The organism is Pseudomonas sp. ok266 (assembly GCF_900110195.1).
GTDB lineage: Bacteria > Pseudomonadota > Gammaproteobacteria > Pseudomonadales > Pseudomonadaceae > Aquipseudomonas > Aquipseudomonas neuropathica.
The window spans coordinates 69,804-92,832 of sequence record NZ_FOCU01000006.1; the positions used below are offsets into that span (position 1 = coordinate 69,804).

22 protein-coding genes are annotated in these 23,029 nt (G+C 58.9%); 10 read left to right on the forward strand and 12 right to left on the reverse strand.

Annotated features, from left to right (window positions below; genetic code table 11):
* Positions 1 to 11 precede the first annotated feature (11 nt).
* Positions 12 to 1,094, reverse strand: coding sequence for a dimethylsulfone monooxygenase SfnG (gene sfnG, locus BMY54_RS12365; RefSeq protein WP_093432753.1), 1,083 nt, complete (start codon positions 1,092 to 1,094; stop codon positions 12 to 14).
* Between the two features lie 358 nt (positions 1,095 to 1,452).
* Between sfnG and BMY54_RS12370 the strand changes: the two genes are divergently transcribed.
* Positions 1,453 to 2,232: a TSUP family transporter gene (locus tag BMY54_RS12370; protein ID WP_093432755.1), complete on the forward strand. Its 780-nt coding sequence runs from the start codon at positions 1,453 to 1,455 to the stop codon at positions 2,230 to 2,232.
* Here the strand turns inward: BMY54_RS12370 and nudC are convergent.
* The 4 genes from nudC to BMY54_RS12390 form a co-directional block, all read right to left on the reverse strand.
* A complete protein-coding gene (gene nudC, locus BMY54_RS12375) occupies positions 2,200 to 3,030 on the reverse strand; it encodes an NAD(+) diphosphatase (RefSeq protein WP_093432758.1) in 831 nt (276 codons plus the stop codon). The genes BMY54_RS12370 and nudC overlap by 33 nt on opposite strands.
* Before the next feature lie 6 nt (positions 3,031 to 3,036).
* Positions 3,037 to 3,849, reverse strand: coding sequence for a crotonase/enoyl-CoA hydratase family protein (locus BMY54_RS12380; RefSeq protein WP_093432760.1), 813 nt, complete (start codon positions 3,847 to 3,849; stop codon positions 3,037 to 3,039).
* Between the two features lie 205 nt (positions 3,850 to 4,054).
* Complete coding sequence (locus tag BMY54_RS12385) at positions 4,055 to 4,978, reverse strand: magnesium transporter CorA family protein (protein ID WP_093432763.1); 924 nt, start codon at positions 4,976 to 4,978, stop codon at positions 4,055 to 4,057.
* A gap of 7 nt (positions 4,979 to 4,985) precedes the next feature.
* On the reverse strand, positions 4,986 to 6,560 hold the full coding sequence (locus tag BMY54_RS12390) for a RimK family protein (RefSeq protein ID WP_093432766.1): 1,575 nt from the start codon (positions 6,558 to 6,560) through the stop codon (positions 4,986 to 4,988).
* A gap of 92 nt (positions 6,561 to 6,652) precedes the next feature.
* On the opposite strand from BMY54_RS12390, the gene BMY54_RS12395 reads away from it, so the two are divergent.
* Positions 6,653 to 7,753, forward strand: coding sequence for a peptidase C39 family protein (locus BMY54_RS12395; protein WP_093432769.1), 1,101 nt, complete (start codon positions 6,653 to 6,655; stop codon positions 7,751 to 7,753).
* A 99-nt stretch (positions 7,754 to 7,852) separates the two neighbouring features.
* Here BMY54_RS12395 and BMY54_RS12400 read toward each other — a convergent pair whose 3' ends face one another.
* Both BMY54_RS12400 and BMY54_RS12405 read right to left on the reverse strand, forming a co-directional pair.
* Positions 7,853 to 9,007: a PQQ-dependent sugar dehydrogenase gene (locus BMY54_RS12400; protein WP_093432772.1), complete on the reverse strand. Its 1,155-nt coding sequence runs from the start codon at positions 9,005 to 9,007 to the stop codon at positions 7,853 to 7,855.
* Between the two features lie 52 nt (positions 9,008 to 9,059).
* A complete protein-coding gene (locus BMY54_RS12405; protein ID WP_093432775.1) occupies positions 9,060 to 9,380 on the reverse strand; it encodes a hypothetical protein in 321 nt (106 codons plus the stop codon).
* Between the two features lie 189 nt (positions 9,381 to 9,569).
* On the opposite strand from BMY54_RS12405, the gene BMY54_RS12410 reads away from it, so the two are divergent.
* Positions 9,570 to 10,436, forward strand: a complete 867-nt coding sequence (locus BMY54_RS12410; RefSeq protein ID WP_093432778.1) for a non-homologous end joining protein Ku — start codon at positions 9,570 to 9,572, stop codon at positions 10,434 to 10,436.
* Between the two features lie 164 nt (positions 10,437 to 10,600).
* On the opposite strand, the gene lpxO is transcribed toward BMY54_RS12410, so the two are convergent.
* Positions 10,601 to 11,500 carry a lipid A hydroxylase LpxO gene (gene lpxO / locus BMY54_RS12415; RefSeq protein ID WP_093433562.1) on the reverse strand — a complete coding sequence of 300 codons (900 nt, stop codon included), beginning with the start codon at positions 11,498 to 11,500 and terminating at the stop codon, positions 10,601 to 10,603.
* A 378-nt stretch (positions 11,501 to 11,878) separates the two neighbouring features.
* Here lpxO and BMY54_RS12420 point away from each other — a divergent pair, with 378 nt between their 5' ends.
* Together BMY54_RS12420 and BMY54_RS12425 are read left to right on the forward strand one after the other, a co-directional pair.
* On the forward strand, positions 11,879 to 13,465 hold the full coding sequence (locus tag BMY54_RS12420) for an ABC-F family ATPase (RefSeq protein WP_007914779.1): 1,587 nt from the start codon (positions 11,879 to 11,881) through the stop codon (positions 13,463 to 13,465).
* A 261-nt stretch (positions 13,466 to 13,726) separates the two neighbouring features.
* The gene (locus tag BMY54_RS12425; RefSeq protein ID WP_093432781.1) at positions 13,727 to 14,914 is read left to right on the forward strand and encodes an MFS transporter; all 1,188 of its coding nucleotides are present in this window, start codon (positions 13,727 to 13,729) and stop codon (positions 14,912 to 14,914) included.
* Between the two features lie 133 nt (positions 14,915 to 15,047).
* On the opposite strand, the gene BMY54_RS12430 is transcribed toward BMY54_RS12425, so the two are convergent.
* The gene (locus BMY54_RS12430) at positions 15,048 to 16,085 is read right to left on the reverse strand and encodes an alpha/beta hydrolase family protein (protein WP_093432784.1); all 1,038 of its coding nucleotides are present in this window, start codon (positions 16,083 to 16,085) and stop codon (positions 15,048 to 15,050) included.
* Positions 16,086 to 16,321: 236 nt separating this feature from the next.
* Entirely contained in the window at positions 16,322 to 16,933 is a 612-nt protein-coding gene (locus BMY54_RS12435) for an FMN-dependent NADH-azoreductase (protein WP_093432787.1), read from the reverse strand.
* Between the two features lie 128 nt (positions 16,934 to 17,061).
* On the opposite strand from BMY54_RS12435, the gene BMY54_RS12440 reads away from it, so the two are divergent.
* On the forward strand, positions 17,062 to 17,970 hold the full coding sequence (locus BMY54_RS12440) for a LysR substrate-binding domain-containing protein (RefSeq protein ID WP_093432790.1): 909 nt from the start codon (positions 17,062 to 17,064) through the stop codon (positions 17,968 to 17,970).
* A complete protein-coding gene (locus tag BMY54_RS12445; RefSeq protein ID WP_093432792.1) occupies positions 17,967 to 18,326 on the forward strand; it encodes an MmcQ/YjbR family DNA-binding protein in 360 nt (119 codons plus the stop codon). The genes BMY54_RS12440 and BMY54_RS12445 overlap by 4 nt, the downstream gene beginning before the upstream one ends.
* Before the next feature lie 117 nt (positions 18,327 to 18,443).
* Here the strand turns inward: BMY54_RS12445 and BMY54_RS12450 are convergent, their stop codons facing one another.
* Together BMY54_RS12450 and BMY54_RS12455 are read right to left on the reverse strand one after the other, a co-directional pair.
* The gene (locus BMY54_RS12450; RefSeq protein WP_093433565.1) at positions 18,444 to 18,875 is read right to left on the reverse strand and encodes a DUF1294 domain-containing protein; all 432 of its coding nucleotides are present in this window, start codon (positions 18,873 to 18,875) and stop codon (positions 18,444 to 18,446) included.
* Positions 18,872 to 19,702: an undecaprenyl-diphosphate phosphatase gene (locus tag BMY54_RS12455; RefSeq protein ID WP_093432795.1), complete on the reverse strand. Its 831-nt coding sequence runs from the start codon at positions 19,700 to 19,702 to the stop codon at positions 18,872 to 18,874. The genes BMY54_RS12450 and BMY54_RS12455 overlap by 4 nt, the downstream gene beginning before the upstream one ends.
* A gap of 305 nt (positions 19,703 to 20,007) precedes the next feature.
* Here BMY54_RS12455 and BMY54_RS12460 point away from each other — a divergent pair, with 305 nt between their 5' ends.
* From BMY54_RS12460 to BMY54_RS12470, 3 genes are all read left to right on the forward strand, one after another.
* Positions 20,008 to 21,642 (forward strand): methyl-accepting chemotaxis protein, encoded by a 1,635-nt coding sequence (locus tag BMY54_RS12460; protein WP_093432798.1) that lies wholly within the window; start codon positions 20,008 to 20,010, stop codon positions 21,640 to 21,642.
* Between the two features lie 167 nt (positions 21,643 to 21,809).
* A complete protein-coding gene (pnuC, locus tag BMY54_RS12465) occupies positions 21,810 to 22,373 on the forward strand; it encodes a nicotinamide riboside transporter PnuC (protein WP_093432801.1) in 564 nt (187 codons plus the stop codon).
* Positions 22,370 to 22,894, forward strand: a complete 525-nt coding sequence (locus BMY54_RS12470; RefSeq protein WP_093432804.1) for an AAA family ATPase — start codon at positions 22,370 to 22,372, stop codon at positions 22,892 to 22,894. Before pnuC ends, BMY54_RS12470 begins: the two co-directional genes overlap by 4 nt.
* The last annotated feature ends 135 nt before the right edge of the window (positions 22,895 to 23,029 follow it).

Genomic DNA, 23,029 nt, shown 5'->3' on the forward strand with positions numbered 1-23,029 from the left:
TTGCATAGGGTTCAGGCAACAGCGGCAGTCTTTTCTGCCTCCAGTTCGCGCACCAGCGGCAACACCCGTCGCCCGAAGTATTCGACCTCCTCCTGAAAGTGCAGAAACCCCGCCAGCACCAGATCCACACCCACCGCTTTCAGCGCGACAATCCGCTCGGCAATCTGCAACGGCGTACCAATCAGATTGGTCTTGAAACCATCGTTGTACTGCACCAGATCCTCAAACGTCGATTTCGCCCAGTTGCCCTCACCCTCCGGCGATGCACGGCCTGCCTGTTTCGCCGCATCGCCAAAAGCGTTTACCGCTTCCGGATCGGCCTGATCGATGATCTGCGCAAGTACCGCCCGCGCCTCTTCTTCGGTTTCACGGGCGATGACAAAGGCATTCACACCGATCTTCACCGAATGATTGTTCGCCGCTGCCTTGGCACGAATATCGTCGACCTGCGCCTTGATCCCCTCAACGCTGTTGCCGTTGGTGAAATACCAGTCCGAAACCCGTGCGGCCATGTCCCGCGCGGCACGGGAACTGCCGCCCTGGAAAATTTCCGGACGACCCAATGGTTTCGGTTTCAGGCTGTAATTATCGAAGCGGTAGAAATCGCCGCGAAAGGTGAAGTTGTCCTGACTCCACACGCCGCGCAGTGAGCGAATGAATTCTTCGGAACGGCGATAACGCTCGTCGTGCTCCAGCCAATGCTCGCCGATGGCCTGGAATTCGCCTTTGAACCAGCCGCTGACGATGTTCACCGCGATGCGGCCGTTGGTGAGTTGGTCGATCGTCGCCAGTTGCTTGGCTGCCAACGCCGGTTGCCACGGGCCGGGCAGGATCGCGGCGATCACTTTGAGTTTGCTGGTGGCCGCGAGCAATGCGTGGCTGAACGCCACGGATTCATGCTGGAACTCCGCACCATATCCGGCGGTGAAACGGATCTGCGTCAACGCGTATTCGAACCCGGCGGCCTCGGCGAGCTGCGCCAGTTTGCGGTTGTAGTCGATGCCCCAATCGGTGCGCTGTTCGATCTTGCTGACCACCAGCCCACCGCTGACGTTCGGCACCCAGTAGGCAAATTTTACGGCTTGCTGACTCATTGGCGTGTCCTCGGGACATTTGCGGAGATGGGAGTGGTAGAGCAGCAAGCGTGCCAGCCCTGGAATGCCCGGTTTTGTTGGGTTTCCCGGCTATCAAGATGTTTTTTTAAGGGGGATTTGTTGGCTGGATGTTGAGTGGGCAACAGTAAGTTTTGCATTGGCTGGGATGCCGCCTTCGCGAGCAAGCTCGCTCCCACAGGGGATTTGTAGTGAATATTGATTTTGTGAACACCCCAAAAAACTGTGGGAGCGAGCTTGCTCGCGAAGGCGTCAGACGGGTCGCCGCAACAGTTGGATACAGGTAACATGACCGCCCTCCCCGCAGCCAAATCTGCGCCCTGCCGAATAAGCCGATTCCATGCCTTTCGAACTCAGCGTTGACCTCACCACCCTCGCCATTCTGGCCTTTGTCGCTTTCATTGCCGGTTTCATCGATGCCATCGCCGGCGGTGGCGGCCTGCTGACCACGCCCGCCCTGCTGACCGCTGGCCTGCCGCCGCATCTGGTGCTCGGCACCAACAAACTCAGCTCGACGTTCGGCTCGGCCACTGCCAGTTTCACCTTCTACAAACGCAAGCTGTTCCACCCGCGTCAGTGGACCCACGCCATCGTCGGCACACTGGTCGGCGCCCTGGCCGGCGCCATCGTCGCGCATTACCTGCCGGCGGAATGGCTGAACAAGATGCTCCCGGTGATTGTGTTTGCCTGCGGCCTGTATCTGTTGTTCGGCGGCACGCCAAAAGCGCCACTGGACAGCGACGCGCCGATCAAAAAGAAATGGCAATCGAGCCAAGGCTTCAGCCTCGGTTTCTATGACGGCGTGGCCGGCCCCGGTACGGGCGCGTTCTGGACAGTGAGCAGCCTGCTGCTCTACCCGATCGATCTGGTCAAGGCCAGCGGCGTGGCGCGCAGCATGAACTTCGTCAGCAACATTGCGGCGCTGTCGGTGTTCGTGTTTTCCGGGCAGGTGGACTGGATCATCGGCCTGAGCATGGGCCTGTCGGTGATGGTCGGCGCGTTCTTTGGCGCGCGCACCGCGATCAGCGGCGGCGCCAAGTTCATTCGCCCGGTGTTCATCACCGTGGTGCTGGGTTTGACCGTGCGCCTAGCCTGGCAGCACTGGTTCAGCGTGGCCTAAGCGTCGCGCCACGTAGACGTCGATCAGGTAACGGGCAATCGACTTTGACGCCGGCAACGGCGGCAGGTCGTGCACGTTGAACCACTGGGCGTCTTCGATCTCGTCTTCCTGACAGACAATCTCGCCACCGGCATATTCGGCATGGAAGCCGAGCATCATCGAATGCGGGAAGGGCCAGCACTGGCTGCCCATGTACTGAATGTTCTGCACCTCGATCTGCACTTCTTCGCGCACTTCACGAATCAGGCAATCCTCGGCCGACTCGCCGGGTTCAGCGAATCCGGCCAGCGTGCTGTAGACCCCAGTGACGAATCGCGGTGAGCGCGCCAACAGAATCTCGTCGCCACGGGTAATCAGTACGATCATGCTCGGTGAAATCCGCGGGTAACTGCGCAGATCGCACGGCTGGCAATACATCGCCCGCTCACGCGGTACCTGCGTCATCGCCTGGCCGCAATTACCGCAGAAACGATGCTCGCGCGCCCACGTGCCTATCTGCGCGGCATACCCGAGCACTTTGTAGATCGTGTGCTCGCCATCGAGCATGAACGCCCGCAGCCCTTTCCAGTTACAACCCGGCACCTCACTGGCACTGCGCAACTCCAACAAGTACACCGGCTCGCCATCGAGATGGCCAATGCCGTGCTCGGCGAGAACTGACAAGTCCTGACGCTTGAGCCATTCCCGGGGGAACAGCGCGCCGTTGTCATCGAACAGAAAGCCTTCCGGGCTGCGCGCCACGGCCCAGCCGCCGGGTTGATCGGTGTCCAGTACTGCAGTGGTCCAGCGAGATGTCATGGTTTCTCAATCCAGAAATTCGGGTTTCTGTTTGCTCATATGGGCGGCCATGGCCACGCGCAAGTCGGTGGATTGCAACATGGCGGCGTTCCAAGTGGCAACGTATTCGAGACCGTCGTCGATACGATGGTCGCGCATGTAGCTGATCATTTCCTTGGTGCCGGTGACCGCGATCGGCGACTTCGCAGCGATCTCGCGAGCGATGTCCAACACGCCTTCGAGCAGCGCGTCCTTGTCGCTGTAGATGCGATTGACCAGGCCAATGCTGCGCGCCTCGTCAGCGCCGAACGTGCGACCGGTGTAAGCCAGTTCACGCAGCATGCCGTCACCGATGATCCGTGGCAACCGTTGCAAAGTGCCAACATCGGCGGCCATGCCGATATCGATTTCCTTGATCGAGAATTGGGCGTCTTCAGCGGCGTAACGCATGTCGCAGGCCGCGATCAGGTCAATCGCACCACCGAGGCAATACCCCTGAATAGCGGCAAGCACCGGTTTGCGGCAGTTGTCGACGGCGTTGAACGAGGCTTGCAGGGTGAGGATCTTGCGGCGCAGCAGGCGCGCGTTGCGGCCAACGTCCTTGCCCAGTTCATTGGCGACGCCGGCGAGCATCATCAGATCAATGCCGGAGGAAAAGTGTTTACCGTTGCCACTGAGGACCACCACGCGCACTTCGTCGGTGTCGTCGATCCAATGGAAGATCTCGACGATCTCGCTCCAGAACGCCGCGTTCATCGCGTTGATCTTTTCCGGGCGATTGATCTGCACATGGGCGATGTTGTCGGCCAGTTCGACACTGAAGGCGGAGTATTGAGTCATGGCAGTGATCCTTTACCGGGCTGAAAATGAGGCCCGAACTATAACAAGGCATCACAGTGGCGGTTCGGCCAAATGCGGGACTGTCCTGAGTTTTACTTTGCCTGTGCCGGCTTCTTCGCGAGCAGGCTCGCTCCCACCCTGTTGAAATGCATTCCCACTGTGGGAGCGAGCCTGCTCGCGAAGACGTCCGATCAGTCACTACAAATCATCTGGCCAAACGCCGCAACCCAAACAACATCCCCCCCGCCCCCAGCAACATCGCCGCCAGAAACAGCGGATAGGAAATCCACCACGGCGTCCCCGCCGTCATCATGCTGAATTCCGACATGCCGCCAATACTCGCAATCAGGTTCAACGGCAGAAACACCACGTTGATCAAGGTCAGCTTGCGCAGCAGGTTGTTCATGCTGTTGTTCATCAGATTGCCGCGCGCGTCGATCAGCCCGGAAAACACCGTCGAGTAGATTTCCGCCTGCTTGTAGCACTGGTTGTTCTCGATGATCAGGTCGTCGATCAGGCCAAGCGCTTCACTGCCGAAATGCTGCTTCTCGGCATGGTTGCGCAGGCGCGTGAGGACCGCGCCGTTGCTGTGCAACGCGTTGATGTAATAGATCAGGCTTTCGCTGAGGTTGAACATCTGCACCAGATGCTGGTTTTGCATCGAGGCGTTGAATTTCTGCTGCAGTTCGCGGGCGACCAGTTTGATCACCTTGAGATGCCCGAGGTAGTGATGGATGTTGTTGAACAGCAAGTCGAGCAACACATCCAGCGGCGTGTTCAACGGCTGGCGGGTGCCGAGGCCGTGCAGCGGCGTGTCGTCGGTGGCGATCACCAGCAGTTGCCCGGGCGCGAACAGTAGCCCGCAGGACGACACTTCAAACGCCAGACTGCCACCGCCGGAATAGTTTTCCGGGCGTTTCCAGATCAGAAACAAATGGTCGGGATGGAACTCGATGCGCGACACCTCGTCCGGGTCCAGCGCTGACGCCAGTGCATGCTCATCGACCTTGAAATGACTGTGCAGCAAGTCGCGTTCGGCAGCATCGGGGTTGCTGAACAGCATCACCTCGGCATCCAGTCGTTCGACCCGCTGCAGGGCGCCGTGGCTCAGTGCGAAGCTGTTGATCATCGGCGCCTCACCACGCCTGACCGCGACGCTTCAGCTCCAGGCGGCGCACGAACTCTTCCAGTACCAGTGCGTACAGATCGTCGTGCAAATAGGCGTCTTCGATGCCGGCGTCGAGGTTGGGGTTGTCGTTGACTTCGATCACCACCACCTTGTCGCCGGCTTGTTTCAGATCGACGCCGTAGAGGCCGTCGCCGATGAGGTTTGCGGTTTTTACCGCCAGCTCCACCACCGCGCGCGGCGCCTCGTGGATCGCCATGGTCCGGCATTCGCCGTTGACGTCCTGACCCTTGGCTTTGTGATTGTAGATTTGCCAGTGGCCCTTGGACATAAAGTACTGGCAGGCGAAGATCGGTTTGCGATTGAGCACGCCAATGCGCCAATCGTATTCGGTGTAGAAAAACTCCTGCGCCAGCAGCAACACCGAGTGTTCGAACAGTTCGGCGGTCGCCTCCAGCAAAGCCTGCTGGCTTTCGACCTTGATCACGCCACGGGAAAAACAGCCGTCAGGGATCTTCAATACCAGCGGAAAGCCAAGGCGCTCGCCCACACGCTCGAAGTCTTCGGGTCGCTCTTTGTAGAGGATTTCGGTGGCGGGCATGCCCAGTTGATGGCTATTGAGCAAATCAGTCAGGTAGACCTTGTTGGTGCAACGCAGAATCGACGTCGGGTCATCCATCACCACCAATCCTTCACTTTCGGCCTTCTTGGCGAAGCGATAAGTGTGGTTGTCGACGCTGGTGGTTTCACGGATCAGCAAACCGTCGTACTCGGCCAGACGTGCGTAATCCTTGCGTTCAATCAGTTCGACGTCGATGCCCATGCCTTTGCCGACCCGGACGAAATTCGCCAGTGCCTTGGCATTGGACGGCGGCAACGCCTCCTGCGGATCGTGCAATATCGCCAGATCATAGCGTGCCACTTGCGGCGAGCGCGGCACCCGCCAGACTTTACGGCTGAACCCGTCCAGCGCGTTGGCGAACTGATCTTCCTGATCATCGCGCAACTTGTGCAGTGCGCCGGACTTCATGCCTTCGATGTGCCAACCATTAGTTCGACGGAACTCAACTAACAATATCGGGCAGGGAAACACTTCAAACAATTGCCGCGCCAGATCCTGTAATGGCTCGATATGTGTCCGACCGAAATACAGGGTCAGGGTAAACCCTTCGGTATCACTGTAGAGATGATGACTGAGGGCTTTCTCGAGCGTTTTATCGAGGTCATCCAGCGCCAGGCCATACAGTGATTTTTTCGTCAGTTCACTGATGGTGCGCACGGAGGGAATCACCTTGTGCCCCCGCGCTTCGGCCAGCAGTGAGCAGTAGTAGCCATGACCGAGATACTTGTAGCTGCGGCACAGATTGATCACCTGCACACGCTTGCCCGGCTCGCTGTCACAGCTGTGCTCGAGGTATTCCTGCGCCGTCAGGATGTCTTCACTGGGGAAGTATGAAGCCCAGTCTTCCTTGCGCTCGACAATAATCAACACTTGGCTGGATGCCTTAATCGCCGAACTTAAATAAGTTGCCGCCGGCAAACTTTGCTCGGATACTTCGCGCCAATGACCCTGTACCGCTGACATAGAGATTGATCCGTTGGAGAACAAGACCTTTTCTATTAAGCACGAAGTTTTTTGAAAGTCTCGTTTCGTTACGCAACTTTTACGGTGGTCATATGAAGGCTGTTTTTCGTTTGGCGGTAGTTGAAGACTTGCCGGCGCTGCTGGCACTGGAAATGCAATGTTTCACCACAGACCGGCTCACCAGTCGCAGCTTTCAGTGGATGATCACCCGTGCTCACGGGCAGTTGCTGGTGGCGGAGTGCGACGGTCAATTGTTGGGTTATGCGTTGGTGTTGTTTCATCGCGGCACTTCGCTCGCGCGGCTGTATTCCATTGCACTGGCCGTTGAAGCGCGAGGAACCGGTCTGAGCAAGCAACTGCTGCAACGCATCGAAGCGATGGCGCTGGAGCACGATTGTGCCTATCTGCGCCTGGAGGTGCGCATCGACAACCCTGCGGCCATTGCCCTGTATGAACGCAATGGCTACCGGCGCTTTGCGCTGATCCATGATTACTACGAAGACCACGCCGACGCGCTGCGCTTGGAGAAACGCATTCTCCAGCACCGCGATTCGCGCAGCATCAAGGTGCCTTACTACCCGCAAACCACCGATTTCACCTGTGGCCCGGCGTGCCTGTTGATGGCCATGGGCGCATTGCAATCGGAACGTTTATTGGAGCGGCGCAAAGAATTGCAGATCTGGCGGGAAGCGACCACGGTGTTCATGACCTCCGGCCACGGCGGGTGCAGTCCGCAGGGATTGGCTTTGGCGGCGTGGCGTCGGGGCTTTCGCGTGCGTATGGCGTTGAGCATGAGCGGGCCGTTATTCCTCGATGGAGTGCGGGATGCGCATAAAAAAGACGTCATGCGCTTGGTCCACGATGAGTTTACGGCGCAATTGCAGGAGACAGATGTCGAGTGTGTGATCGGTGCGTCGCTGGATCTGCCGCGCTTGCTGGATGCCGGCGGGCAGCCGATGGTGTTGATCAGCAGCTATCGACTGACCCGCTCGAAGTCGCCGCATTGGGTGATCGTCACCGATTGCGACGAGGATTTCGTTTACCTGCATGACCCGGATGTCGATCACAGCCAGCATCGCCAACCCATGGACTGCCAGCATGTACCGGTGAGTCATGGCGAGTTCGAGAAGATGTGCCGGTTTGGCCGGGGTAAATTGCGTGCGGCGGTGGTGTTGTATTCCCGCGAAACGTAAGCCTCCACATGTAGGAGATGCCGAAGGCTGCGTTCTTTTGATTTTGTTGTGAAGATCAAAAGATCGCAGCCTGCGGCAGCCCCTACAGGGGCCTACCCGTCAAGGTGTCGGCTTCAGGCCAACTTTGTATAGCGAGCCGTTCTCTTCATCCGTCAAAACATACAGATAACCATCCGGCCCTTGCCGCACATCACGAATCCGCTGCTTGAGTTCGCCGAGCAAACGCTCCTCATGCACGACCTTGTCGCCATCGAACTGCAAGCGGATCAGTTCCTGAGTTACCAGCGCGCCGATAAACGCATTGTGTTGCCACGGCTTGAAACGATCGGCATCGTAAAACGTCATGCCGGTAACGCCCGGCGACTTCTCCCACACATGATGCGGTGCGACAGTGCCCTCGGCCGTTTTACCCTGGGCTTCCGGAATCGGCTGCATCGAGTAATTAATGCCGTGGGTCGCCAGTGGCCAGCCATAGTTCTTGCCGCGTTCGATGATGTTCACTTCGTCGCCACCGCGCGGGCCGTGCTCGTTCTCCCATACCGTGCCAGTCCATGGATTGAGCGCTGCGCCCTGCGGATTGCGCACGCCGTAGGCCCAGATTTCCGGGCGAACGCCGGACTGGCCGACAAAGGGGTTGTCGTCCGGCACCTTGCCGTCGGGGTAGATGCGCACGACCTTGCCTTGCAGCTTGTCGAGATCCTGCGCAGTCGGCCGGTCGTTGTTCTCGCCCAAGGTAATGAACAGATAACCGTCGCGATCAAACACCAGCCGCGAGCCAAAGTGATTGCCGACCGAAAGCTTCGGCTCCTGGCGAAAGATCACTTTGAAGTCCTTCAACGTCTTCAGGTCATCCGCAAGCCGCCCGCGCCCTACGGCGGTGCCAGCCTTGTCGCCGGCTCCGCCGCCTTCGGCATAGGACAGATAGACCAGACGATCCTGTTTGAAGTCCGGCGACAGCGCGACATCCAGTAACCCGCCCTGCCCCTTGGCCCAGACCTGCGGTACACCGGAGATCGGCGCCGACAGCGTGCCGTCTGCCGCCACCACGCGCAGATTGCCCGGACGCTCAGTGACCAGCATGCCTTGGCGATCCGGCAGAAACGCCAGCGCCCATGGATGCTCAAGGCCTGCGGTGATGGTCGTGACTTCGAGGGTGCCCTGTTCGCTTTGCAGCTCTTTGGGCGCGGCGGCAAAGGCCGGAGCACTGATCAGCGCACCGGCCCACAGTGTGGCTAGAAGGGTTTTACGCAACATGCACGATTCCTTTTGTTCGTTTCAAGGGCCGACAGAACTTCAGTCCTGCCGCTCAACGATTGCTGTCTCCGCCGCGCGAAGGTGGGTTGGGAATGAACGTGGGGGGTGTGCTCGGCACCGAACGGATCGGCTGGCCGTTGCCAATGCCCCGGTTCTCGACCGTAGGCTGGCGCGGCGTTGGTACGGTGTTCGGCCCCCGAATGAGGGGAGCGCTGGGCTGAGTGCCCTGCATGCTGTTCGGATTGGCCCGGCGGATCGGGCTGTTGTAGGGGTTATTGCTGTTACCGGTGGGGCTTTGCGCCAACAGCATGTCGGCATGAACCAGCCCGCCACTGAGGGCAAGGACGACGATGCCAAGCAGAATTCGGTTCATGACGCTGCCTCTCGATGGGCGTGGGATAGAGCCTTCGAGTCCACGCTACGCCGAGGGTTCGGATTTGTTAACCCGTCAGGCTTAAACAACATGTAACACGGCTTGACCAAGTGGCTGGCAACCCGCGCATCCCGGGGAAACTTTCAGTCGTGGCCGCTGGTCATCCGATCATCACTCGGAGAACTCACCATGGCTCGGGCAATCTGGAAAGGCGCAATCAGTTTTGGACTGGTGCACATCCCTGTCGCACTGGTCTCGGCGACCTCGTCGCAGGGCGTGGATTTCGATTGGCTCGACAGCCGCAGCATGGATCCCGTTGGCTATAAACGGGTAAACAAGGTCACCGGCAAAGAAGTTACCAAGGAACACATTGTCAAAGGTGTGGCCTACGGAAAAGGCCGATATGTGGTGCTCAGCGAAGAAGAGATCCGCTCGGCACACCCTGTTTCAACGCAGACCATCGACATATTCTCGTTTGTCGACGCCGATCAGATTCCCCTGCAAAACATCGACACGCCCTACTATCTGGCGCCGGACAAACGCGGTGGCAAGGTCTACGCGTTACTGCGTGAAACCCTGAGCAAAACCAACAAGGTCGCCCTCGCCCGCGTGGTCTTGCATACGCGCCAATACCTCGCAGCGTTAATGCCGCTGGAATCGGCGCTGGTGTTGGTGAAGTTGCGCTGGCCGCAGGAGGTACGTGGTCTCGATGAGCTCGAACTGGGCAGCGAAGTGACCAAGCCGCAGTTGGCCAAGGGTGAGCTGGACATGGCCAAACGGCTGGTGCAGGACATGAGCGCCGACTGGAAGCCCGAAGACTACAAGGATGAATTTGAAGACAAGATCATGGCCCTGGTCGAGAAAAAGGCCCATGAAGGCAAGATCGAGGATGTTGAGACGGTGGGCGGCGAAGAAGAGCGTAAGACGGCCGATGTTATCGACCTGACCGAACTGCTTAAACGCAGCCTGGGCGGGAAAGCGGTGGCGAAGCCGAAAGCGAAAGCCGCAAGCAAGTCTGCGCCAGCCAAGAGGACAAAGAAGGTTTCCGGTGAATGACAATCCAGGGATCGTCAGGCAACTGACAGGTTGTATTTGAGAGAGTCTTCGCGAGCAAGCTCGCTCCCACAAGGTTCTGAGTCGAGCGTGAAATTCGCATTCACCCAATTTCACTGTGGGAGCGAGCCTGCTCGCGAAGGGGCCAGCCAAAGCAATGCAACAATTCAGATCAGAATGAATACCGCGAGCAAACCACCGAAGATCGCCCACTTTTCCATGTAGTAACGCTTGCGATTGCGCTTTTTCAGCTCTTTGCCACGCAGACGAATCTTGTAGATTCTGGTAAACAAGCGGTTGATCCCGCCAGTACGGTCGCTGGCATCATTCGGTGCGCCTGCCGCCGACATCACCGTGCGGCTGAACCAGGCGTTGAACGCGGCGGCCCAGCGGTATTTCATCGGCCGTTCAATATCGCAGAACAGGATGATGCGGTTCTTGTCGGTGGTGTTTTCGGCGTAATGAATAAACGTCTCGTCGAACATCACCGCTTCACCATCGCGCCAATGGTAGCTCTCACCGTCGACGTTGATGTAGCAGCCGGCATCGTTCGGCGTGTCCAGGCCCAGGTGATAGCGATAGGAACCAGCATACGGATCGCGGTGACGGACCAGTTTTGAACCCGGGGGCAACTCGGCAAACATCGCGGCCTTGATCGAACCAATGCTCTGCACCAATTCGGTGGTGCGCGGGCACAGCTTCATGGCCGACGGATGGCTCTCGCCGTACCACTTCAGATAAAACCGCTTCCAGCCGCTTTTGAAGAACGAGTTGAAACCGACATCGTCGTACTGGTTGGAGCGCTTGATCTCGCCGGCACGCAGCAGGTTCTGCCCCTCCTCACGGATTTCTTCCCAGTGCGCCTGCAACGGGCTCAAGTCAGGAAACTCGCTAGGGTCCAGGTACGGCTTGTTCGGTTTTTTCGAAAACAGATAAAGGAAGCAGTTGATCGGCGCAAGAAACGTCGAATGGTCGCTCAGTTGTCGACCGAGTTTGTGTCGCACACGCCCACGCAGATGAACGTATGCAATGGAAATGACATAAATAGCAGCAATGATGAGTTTCACGGAAATCGTCACACGTCAGAAGTGAACAAACTGCGCGCCTGGCGGCCTGAGGCCCAGCGTCTCATGCAGTGGTCTGAATACACATGGCTCGTCCTTGGCCCGCGCCGTAACCGGACGCTCGGTGAAAGGTGGCATTTTAGCCACAGTTTGTCGCCAAAGGTGAGCGTTCATCTGTGAAAAACTGTCCCGCGCAGGTGCCAATCGGCGGTCGTGGCGTGATCGCCCTATCGTTTAAAGAGCCAGACCAGTACAATCGCCGCCAAACTTTACGCGCCCCCCTTGGTTGATGACGGGACTTCCCCGCTTCAGCGCACTTTGACTCGGGCCAAGCGCTCCAGCCGCACCCTCGCTACTCAGAATGCTTCGCAGGAAAAACTCTTGATCTCTACAGCTAACATCACGATGCAGTTCGGCGCCAAGCCGCTCTTCGAAAACGTTTCGGTCAAATTCGGCGCGGGCAACCGCTACGGTCTGATCGGCGCCAACGGTTGCGGCAAGTCGACCTTCATGAAAATCCTCGGCGGCGACCTCGACCCGTCCGGCGGTCAGGTCATGCTCGAGCCGAACGTACGTCTGGGTAAATTGCGCCAGGACCAGTTCGCCTACGAAGAATTCACCGTGATCGACACCGTGATCATGGGTCACGAAGAACTGTGGAAGGTCAAGGCCGAGCGCGACCGCATCTACTCGCTGCCGGAAATGAGCGAAGAAGACGGCATGGCCGTGGCCGAGCTGGAAACCGAATTCGCCGAGATGGACGGCTACACTGCCGAATCCCGTGCCGGCGAACTGTTGCTGGGCCTGGGTATCGGCATCGAGCAACACTTCGGCCCGATGAGCGAAGTTTCGCCAGGCTGGAAACTGCGCGTATTGCTGGCGCAGGCGCTGTTCTCCGATCCGGAAGTGCTGTTGCTCGACGAACCGACCAACCACTTGGACATCAACACCATTCGCTGGCTGGAGAACGTGCTGACCCAGCGTAACAGCCTGATGATCATCATCTCCCACGACCGTCACTTCCTGAACAGCGTGTGCACGCACATGGCTGACCTGGATTACGGCGAGCTGCGTCTGTTCCCGGGCAACTACGACGAGTACATGACCGTGGCGACCCAGTCCCGCGAGCAACTGCTGTCGGACAACGCCAAGAAGAAAGCGCAGATTTCCGAGCTGCAATCGTTCGTCAGCCGCTTCTCGGCCAACGCCTCGAAAGCCAAGCAGGCTACTTCCCGCGCCAAGGCGATCGACAAGATCCAGCTGGCCGAGGTCAAGCCTTCGAGTCGCGTGAGCCCGTTCATTCGCTTCGATCAGAACAAGAAGCTGCACCGCCAGGCGGTCATCGTCGAAAAAATGGCCAAAGGCTTCGACGGCAAACCACTGTTCAAAGACTTCAGCTTCCAGGTTGAAGCCGGCGAGCGCGTGGCGATCATCGGCCCGAACGGTATCGGCAAAACCACCCTGCTGCGCACCCTGGTCAACGAACTGACCCCGGACGCCGGCAGCATCAAGTGGACCGACGCTGCCGAACTGGGCTACTACGCCCAGGATCACGCGCACGACTTCGAAGACGACGTCACCCTGTTCGACTGGATGGGTCAGTGGACTCAGGGCGAACAGATGATTCGCGGCACTTTGGGGCGCATGCTGTTCTCCAACGACGAAATCCTCAAGTCGGTCAAAGTGATTTCCGGTGGTGAGCAAGGTCGCATGCTGTTCGGCAAGCTGATCCTGCAAAAGCCGAACGTGCTGATCATGGACGAACCGACCAACCACTTGGACATGGAATCGATCGAGGCGCTGAACCTGGCGCTGGAAAACTACCCGGGCACGCTGATCTTCGTCAGCCACGACCGTGAGTTCGTATCGTCCCTGGCCACACGCATCATCGAGCTGAGCCCGGATGGCGTGACTGACTTCAGCGGCACTTACGATGACTACCTGCGTAGTCAGGGTGTGGTGTTCTAAAACGCTGCTGCAACCTGAAAAGCCCTGTCCATGTGACGGGGCTTTTTGCATTTCAGGGTGAGGAATTTGCTGGTGCGGCGACCTTCGCGAGCAAGCTCGCTCCCACATTTGAAATACATTCCCCTGTGGGAGCGAGCTTGCTCGCGAAGACGCCAGTAGCTGCGACATCAATCTTTTGGGAAAGTAGTTAGCCTGCTTTCTTTTATCTGACACCCAAGCCATGATGCGAACTCTCCCACCGCCGCCCGCGAACGAGTCCTCATGTCTGCGCAGCAACTGCCACCGCAAAGCTCCATGGCGATCACCCTGCAGATCGTTTCTATCGTGTTCTACACCTTTATTGCGTTCCTCTGCATCGGCCTGCCGATCGCGGTGTTGCCCGGTTATGTGCATGAGCAGCTGGGTTTCAGCGCGGTCATCGCCGGGCTGGTGATTGGCTCGCAATACCTGGCCACCCTGCTCAGCCGGCCAATGGCCGGGCGCATGTCGGACACGGTCGGCACCAAACGGGCGATCATTTATGGCTTGTGGGGGATTGTCCTCAGTGGCTTGCTGACGCTGCTCTCCACCCTGTTGCAGACTTGGCCGCTGACAAGCCTGGTCATTCTGATCATCGGCCGCTTGCTGCTCGGCATCGCGCAGGGCTTGATCGGTGTCGGTACGATCAGTTGGTGCATGGGCCAGGTCGGCGTCGAACACACGGCAAAATCCATCGGCTGGAACGGCATCGCTTCCTATGGCGCGATTGCCATTGGTGCGCCCTTAGGCGTGGTGATGGTTGCTGATTACGGTTTCACCAGCCTCGGCATCGCGCTAGCCGTGCTGGCGGCCGGTGCACTGCTGCTGATCCGCAACAAACCGTCGGTGCCGGTGATCCGTGGCGAACGCCTGCCGTTTTGGGCGGTGTTCGGGCGGATCGCCCCGTATGGCGCCAGTCTGACCCTGGCCTCGATCGGTTACGGCACCCTGACCACTTTCATCACCCTCTATTACCTCAACCGAGGCTGGACCGGCGCGGCGTACTGCCTGACGGTGTTTGGCGTGTGCTTCATCCTGTCGCGGCTGATGTTTATCTCGGCGATCAGTCGGTTTGGCGGGTTCAGGTCCGCTATCGCCTGCATGACCATCGAAACCTTGGGCTTGGTGATGTTGTGGCTGGCGCCGTCGACCGCATTCGCCTTGATCGGTGCCGGACTGGCAGGGTTTGGTTTGTCGCTGGTGTACCCGGCGCTGGGTGTCGAGGCGATCAAGCAGGTGCCCAGTTCCAGCCGAGGATCCGGGTTGGGCGCTTATGCAGTGTTCTTCGATCTGGCGCTGGCGATTGCCGGGCCGTTGATGGGCACGGTGGCGTTGAACCTGGGGTATTCGTGGATATTCTTCAGCGCGGCGCTGTTGTCGGTGATCGGATTGGGGCTGACCTTGCTGCTCCAGCGCCGGGCGATTTCCTGAAGTTCGCCGCGATCCCCTGTAGGAGTGAGCCTGCTCGCGATAGCGGTGTGTCAGTCACCTAATATGTTGAATGGTATGACGCCTTCGCGAGCAAGCTCGCTCCCACAGTTGCTGCGGTGCTGCGGGGATCGGATTATTGATCCGCGGTTTGCATCCCGGCCCGGGTTGGTCTGCCCAGTGTATGGGAGAAGAACCGTCCCGCCTCAGAGATCAGGTTGCGGTGAATATCCTCGCGATCCACCCCATCAGCATCGGTGCACAACGCCGGCATGGCGCGAATCTGTTCTTCGTTGCACGGCGCCATAAACACGAAGTGCCCTGCCCCGGCGAGTAATTTGAAGTCCGGTGCCGTCGGCAGTTTGCGCGCCAGCGCGGCGGCGTTCTTGTCGAAGGCCACCAGTTTGTCACCATCACCGCTGTAGAGCAGCACCGGCACATGCACGTCAGCCAAGGTGTGACGACCGAACTTCAGGCTCAGCGGCGCCATCAGCAGCAGCGCATGAACGCGCGGATCGGCCACCGGTTGCAGATCATCCCGATCAACGATCAACTCACCCTGGGTGTTACAAGCATCACGATCGTCCGGGCGCTCTTGGCAATACCGACGCAGGCGATCGAGATCCGGTTGCGCCCCGGACAGGATCAATGCCGTCTCGCCGCCCGCCGAATAACCAATCACCCCGACTTGATCCGCATTGACGTACGGCGCAAGCATGCGATCGCCCAAGGTTGCGGTGATGGCTTCGGAAATCTGGATCGGTCGCCCGTAGAGATTGCTCAGGGTGCCGAGTCGGCTGTGGTCTTTGGAATTGTCGCCGGGGTGAATCACCGCCACCACGACAAAGCCTTTGCGCGCCAGCGAAGTCGCCAGGTCGTGCAGTGCGAGCGGCGTGCCGGTGTTGCCATGGGAGAGCATCAGCATCGGGAAACGGCCGATGGCGACTTTGGTGTCTTCGCCGGCCTCGACCGAATAGCCCTCGAGCAGGCTCAGGTGTTCGCGATCGCTGGAAGGATAGAAGGCGATGGCGCGCATCGGTTGCAGGTCCAGCGGATCGAGGAAGGTCATCTCGTGATAACCGACGCTCCAGACCGGGTGTCGCCCAGGCGCGGCATGCACTGTGTTAAGGCTGCCGAGCAGGCAAATCAGTAACGTTGCACAAAGACGCATCATGGGATGCCCCACCCTGTTGTTACTCAATCGAAAGTTCCGTTGCGTTGCGGGCCTGAAACCCCGGGGATTCGGTGTTCCGGTACGACAATGCACTCAGACGCTGATTGTGTGACTGCATAACCCGGGCCAGATTATGTAACAGCCAGAAACAAAAAACTCCGTATTCGCCCCTTGCGGAACCAGAATACAGAGTTTTTTGGGTATTACCTGAACATCAGCTGTTCTTTACGCAAGCCTTACGCGGCGGCGAACAGTTGCTCGCTGATCTTCGCTTGTGCAGCGGTCATCGCGTTGTTGCGCACTTCTTCGCCATACGCCAGGCCTTCAGCGCGGACGATTTCGATGTCGGTGATGCCGAGGAAGCCCAGTACCAGCTTCAGGTACTCTTCGTGAGCGATGCCGCTGGCCTGACCGGCATGAATGCCGCCGGAAGTCGATACGATCACCACTTTCTTGCCGCCGCACAGGCCTTCAGGGCCGGCTTCGGTGTAACGGAAGGTTTGACCGGCGACTGCAACGCGGTCGATCCACGCCTTGAGTTGGGTCGGCACGGTGAAGTTGTACATCGGAGCCGCGATCACCACGGCGTCCGCAGCGATGAATTCGGCCAGGGTCGAAGCGCTCAGTTCGGCTTCATGCTGTTGAGCAGCGTTACGCAGCTCAGCGGTGGTGCCAGCGGCGACCAGGGTGGTCGACGAGAAGTGGCTGATGGCGTCGGCGGCCAGGTCGCGGTAGGTCACCACGGCGCTTGGCTCGGCAACTTGCCAGGCTTTGACGACTTCGCTGCTCAACTGACGGGAAGCCGAGTTGTCGCCCAGAATGCTCGAATCGATATGCAGCAGTTTCATGTGGAATCTCCTGGAAGGAATCGCCGGTGGCGACGGAATGGAGACAATCCTACGCAAGAAACCAATGGATGATTAGCCGCCTGAAATGCGATAGTTTGTCCCACTGATAGAACAGTCGGATATCCCTGATGCAAGACCTCAACGATCTCTACTATTTCGCCAAAGTCGTCGAAGCCGGCGGTTTTGCTGCGGCCGGGCGCTTGCTCGGGATTCCCAAATCACGGCTGTCGCGGCGCATTGCCGAACTTGAAGAACGCCTTGGCGCGCGTTTACTGCAACGCACCACCCGGCAACTCAATCTCACTGCAGTTGGCGAACGTTACTTGCGCCACTGTCAGGCGATGCTCCTCGAAGCAGAAATGGCCGATGAAGCGGTGGCGAGCATGTCCAGCGAGCCGCGCGGGCGACTGCGCGTGTCCTGCCCTACAGGTCTGGCCCGGGAAATGTTGCCGTGGGTGATCAGCGATTTCCTTGGCAAATTCCCCCAGGTGCAACTGGAAGTCGTACTGCTCAATCGCCGTGTTGATCTGGTCGGTGAGGGCTTTGATGTCGCGTTGCGCGTGCGTGAGCACGGTGACGAGGATCCGCTGCTGGTGACCCGGCGCCTGCGTCAGGCGCAGATGGTCGTGGTGGCCAGCCCGGCGTTTTTACAGGGCAAGACGATCAACCATCCGCAAGACCTGAAGCATCTGCCCGTACTGGGTGCGCTGGAGGCCGATCGTATGGTGCATGTGCGCCTGCTCGATCAGCAGGGCCACAGTTTCGAACTGAACATGGAGGCTCGCCTGGGCATCGATGATTTTGTCGTACGCAAGGCCTGCGTCCTTGCCGGTCAGGGGTTTACCCTGTTGCCGATGATGTATTGCGAGGCCGAGCTGGAAAACGGCACGCTGGTGCAGATGTTGCCGGAGTGGTCACTGCCCGGCGGCTGGCTGCAAGCAGTGTATCCGCATCGGCGCGGGGTGATGCCAGCGGTGCGCGCGTGGATCGATCATCTGGTCGAGTCGTTCAATGCCTGTGGGGAGCGGTTGTTATGAGCAAGGGAAAGATGAACGAAGCCGACGTTGCGGCGTTCTGCCTGGCATTGCCGGGCGCTCGGGAAGATTACAAATGGGGCGGCGTGCGAGTGTTTTCGATTGCCGGCAACAAGATGTTTGCCTTGCAGGGGCTGCGTGGGGATTCGCTGGCGTTCAAGGTTGATAAAGATCTGTTTCTCGGTCATTGCGACCGTCCGGGGATTCACCCGGCGCCCTATCTGGCCCGGGCGCAGTGGATCATCATGCATCCGCCCTACCCGTTGGGCGCCGAGGAATTGCGCGGGTTGTTGCAACGTTCGCATCAGCTGGTGGTGAGCAAGTTGCCGAAAAAGACCCAAATCGGTTTGTTGCTGTAAACCCGATCCCAGTAGGAGTGAGCCTGCTCGCGATAGCGGAGTGTCAGTTGGAATTTCTTTGGCTGACACTCCGCTATCGCGAGCAGGCTCACTCCTACATAGGGAATTGCGGTGTATTCAGAACAGCGCCAGCAGGTTCGAGCCAAGAAACAGCTGGTCGATCCAGAACAACTGATGCAACACGACAATCACCCAGAACAGAATCTGAAACGACACCTTGCGCGTCTTGTGCCGGAACACCTGCTGGGCGATTAATGCACCCGGCCAGCCGCCCGCCAGTTCCACGGCATGAAGAATGTTCTCCGGAGTGCGCCAGGCGTCGGCGCGCGCCTTGCGCTTGTCTGCCCAGTACATGAAGAACGCCAACACACTCACAACACCGTAAGCCGTCAGCGGCACCAACGAAATCCCGCGCAACCACATCGACACCGAGCCGAACAGCGGCAGCGCGCAGACGATCAACAGAACCAGCAGTTTCAGCTTCAGATGCTGGATGTTGTTGCCGCCCGAAGGTCGCCCTTCGGGCCGGCGTGCGCGGGAATCACTCATGGCTTGGCCGCCGCCCAATCGATCCAGCCAAACTGCCACGTCGCCAGAATGACCAGACCAAAAACGATCCGATACCAGGCAAATGCCGCATAGCTATGGCTGGCGATGAACTTGAGCAAGCCGCGCACGGCGATCATGGCGAAGATGAACGCGGTGACAAAGCCGATGGCAAACACCGGGAAGTCCGCCGGCACAAACAGATGGCGGTACTTGTAGCCCGAGTAGACCGCCGCTCCGACCATGGTCGGCATCGCGAGGAAGAAGGAAAACTCGGTGGCAGTCTTGCGCGACAGGCCGAAGAGCAACCCGCCAATGATCGTCGAGCCGGAACGCGAAGTACCGGGAATCATCGCCAGGCACTGAGCGAAACCAACCTTCAAGGCATCTTTCCAGGTGATCTCGTCGACTGTTTCGGCGTGCACTGCATGCTGACGCTTTTCCGCCCACAACATGATGATGCCGCCCACCACCAACGCGGTCGCGACGGTAATCGGGTTGAACAGGTACTGGTGAATCAGGTCGGCAAAGATCACGCCCAGCACCACGGCGGGCAGAAACGCGATCAGCAGGTTAGCGGTGAAACGACGGGCACTGGGCTGCGTCGGCAAACCGATGACCACATCGAAAATCTTGCGGCGAAACTCCCAGACCACCGCGAGGATCGCGCCGAGCTGGATGATGATATTGAACGCCATGGCCCGTTCGCCGCCGAAATTCAGCAAGTCGGCAACAATGATCTGGTGTCCGGTACTGGAAATGGGCAAAAACTCCGCCAGCCCTTCTACAACTCCTAGTATCAGTGCCTGCAAGGCCGTCCAAAGATCCATCAATCCCCCAAAGAGCGATGCGCGCCGGCATGCCCCGATAGTATTTTTCTAGCGTTCACTGCGATCAGCGTAGCTGTTTATGGCTGTACCGATTCCGCACGCACAGGATCCACACGAAACGGTCAAAATTCCGTGAAATATCAATTTGGATTCAGGTTTTCACGCGCGGGGCCGAAATCCTAACAGACAAGCCTTATTAGCGCTGCCGCGTTATACGACTTGGGTCGCGTATGCCCGCTCACGAAATCGTGGTTGGATGCTGGCGGTCGTTTATTACAAGAAAAAGAATCCGGAGTGACAGCGTTATGAACAGCTTGCGCAGTGTGTCGATCAGCCGACGCTTGTGGCTCATCTTGATTGTGGCGGTGGTCATGTTGCTGACCTTGGGCGTGTTGATGCTCAAGCAGATCCACGACGATCTCTACCACGCCAAGGCCCAGAAAACCCAGCACGTAGTACAGACCGCCAGCGGCCTGCTGACCTACTACCACGACCTCGAAACCGCCGGCACCCTGAGCAAAGAGGCGGCGCAGAAACAGGCGCTGACGGCGATTCGTGGCCTGCGCTACGACCAGAGCGATTATTTCTGGATCAACGACCTCACGCCCGTGATGGTCATGCACCCGACCAACCCGAAACTCGAAGGCCAGAACCTCTCGGCGATCCGCGATCCGGACGGTTTTGCGGTGTTCAACGAAATGGTCGCCATCGCTAGGTCCAAAGGCGCCGGCATGGTCGACTACCGTTGGCCGAAACCCGGGGCCAGTGAGCCGGTGGCCAAGACCTCCTACGTCAAACTGTTCGAGCCGTGGGGCTGGGTGCTCGGCTCCGGAGTTTACGTCGACGACGTGCAGGCGGAATTCCAGGGCCAAGTGATCAAGGCTACGGTCATCGGCCTGGCGATTGCCGTGATCATGGCGCTGCTGGTGATCCTCATCGCGCGCAGCATCGTCCGTCCGCTGCAGGAAACCGTGAACGCCATGGCCAACATTGCCAGCGGTGAAAGCGACCTGACCCGCAGCCTCGATACCCATGGCAAAGATGAAGTCACTGAACTGGCGCATCACTTCAACGCCTTCACCGCCAAACTGCGGCGGGTGATCGGCGATTTGCAGGTGTCGGCCAGTGCACTGGGTCAGTCGTCCAGCGAACTGGGCAACGACGCCACGCAGGCCCAGCAGCGCAGCCAGCAGCAATCGCAGCAGATGGAACTGGTGGCCACCGCGATCAACGAGGTGACCTATGGCGTGCAGGACGTGGCGAAGAACGCCGAGCACGCCGCCGCCGAAATGCGCGATGCCGAAGCGCAGGCGCAACAGGGCCAGATCAACATCGATGGCAGCTTGCAGCAGATCGACAAACTGTCCGGCACTATCGATCAAGCGGTGGAAGTGATCCGCACCCTCGCCGCCGAAAGTACGCAGATCGGCAGCGTGCTGGAAGTGATTCGCTCGATTGCCGAACAGACCAACCTGCTCGCGCTTAATGCCGCGATTGAAGCGGCGCGGGCCGGTGAGCAAGGTCGCGGATTTGCCGTGGTGGCGGATGAAGTACGCTTGTTGGCGCAACGTACGCAGAAGTCGACGGCGGAAATCCAGTCGATGATCGAGCGTCTGCAGAACCATTCCGAAGCCGCTGTGAAAGTGATCGGCGACAGCAGCAAGGCGTCGCAACTGACCATCGAACAAGCCGGGTTGGCCGGTGCGAGTCTGAATGCGATTGGCCAGGCACTGCGTAATCTCAATGGCCTGAACGCTTCGATTGCCAGCGCCACGTTGCAGCAGGCGCATGTGGTCGAGGACATTAATCAGAACGTCACTCAGGCGGCCGGCCTCTCGCACAGCACGGCGATCGCTGCCGAACAATCGAGTGCGGCCAGCCTGAAACTTGGCCAGTTGAGCGAACAACTCAACACCCTCCTGCGCCAGTTCCGCGTCTGACCCAAAACCTGTGGGAGCGAGCTTGCTCGCGAAAGCGTCAGGTCAGTCAAAGAAGATTTCGACTGCACAGGCCCCTTCGCGAGCAAGCTCGCTCCCACAGGGTTCTTCAGTGTCTGGGCGAATGCAGTACAATCCGCCCCCTCCTCAATTTCCCCCAAGGAACCCCCATGTCCGGGCTTGAACTGTTTGCCGCCGCCCTCGGGGTGATCGCCGTGTGGCTGACGGTCAAACAGAATCCGTGGTGCTGGCCGATCGGTCTGGTCATGGTGCTGCTCTATAGCTGGATCTTCTTTGAAGTGAAGCTGTATTCGGACATGTTGCTGCAAGTGATCTACGCCGCGCTGCAAGTCTATGGCTGGTGGCAATGGACCCGCGCCGGGACGATGCATGACGGTCGTGAGGTCACGCGCCTCGATCAACGCTCGGTCCTGATCGGCTTGGGCGTTGGCGCGGTCGGCAGCCTGTTGCTCGGTGCGGCCATGGCTCACTGGACCGACGCCGCGCAACCGTGGCTCGATGCCGCGCTGACCGGTTTCAGCCTGGTCGCGCAACTGTGGATGGCGCAGAAACGCCTGCAATGCTGGGCACTGTGGTTTGTGCTGGATGTGATCTTTGTCGGCTTGTTCATCTATAAGGGGCTGTACCTGACCGCTGCGCTGTACGGGCTGTTCACTCTGCTGGCGATCCAGGGCTTTCGTGAATGGCGTGCTGACCCGGCGTTGCGCATATGAAGGTTGTGGTCCTGACCGGCCCCGAATCCACCGGCAAGAGCTGGCTGGCGGCGGGCCTGCAACAACGCTTTGGCGGCTTGCGGGTGGATGAATACGTGCGTCGGTTTATCGAACTCAATCCCCGCGACACTTGTCTGGCTGATATCCCGGAAATCGCTCGGGGCCAGTTGCACTGGGAAGATGAAGCGCGGGCGCAACAGCCGTCATTGCTGATCCTCGACACGCACTTGCTGAGCAATATGCTCTGGAGCCAGACGCTGTTCGGCGATTGCCCGGCCTGGCTGGAATCCGAATTGTTGGCGCGGCATTACGACCTGCACCTTTTACTCTCGCCAGAGCAGATTGACTGGACCGATGACGGTCAGCGCTGCCAGCCGGATCTGGACGAGCGTCTGGCGTTTTACCAGGCCACGCAGAACTGGCTGGAAAACCACCATCAACGCTTTCAGGTCATCGAGGGCGATTGGGCCGAGCGCCAGTCGCAGGCATTTGCCGCCGTCGAGCAACTGCTGGCTGAATGACCCGGTCAAAGGGTCCCTTTCCCACGCGATTTCCCCTGTTTTGGGGACAAAGTGTCCAATCCTGAAACACTCGCCCGCGTGCAAAGTGCCCGTTTCAGCACGGTTCACAGCTTTGTCATGCCGGTTGTTACGTGG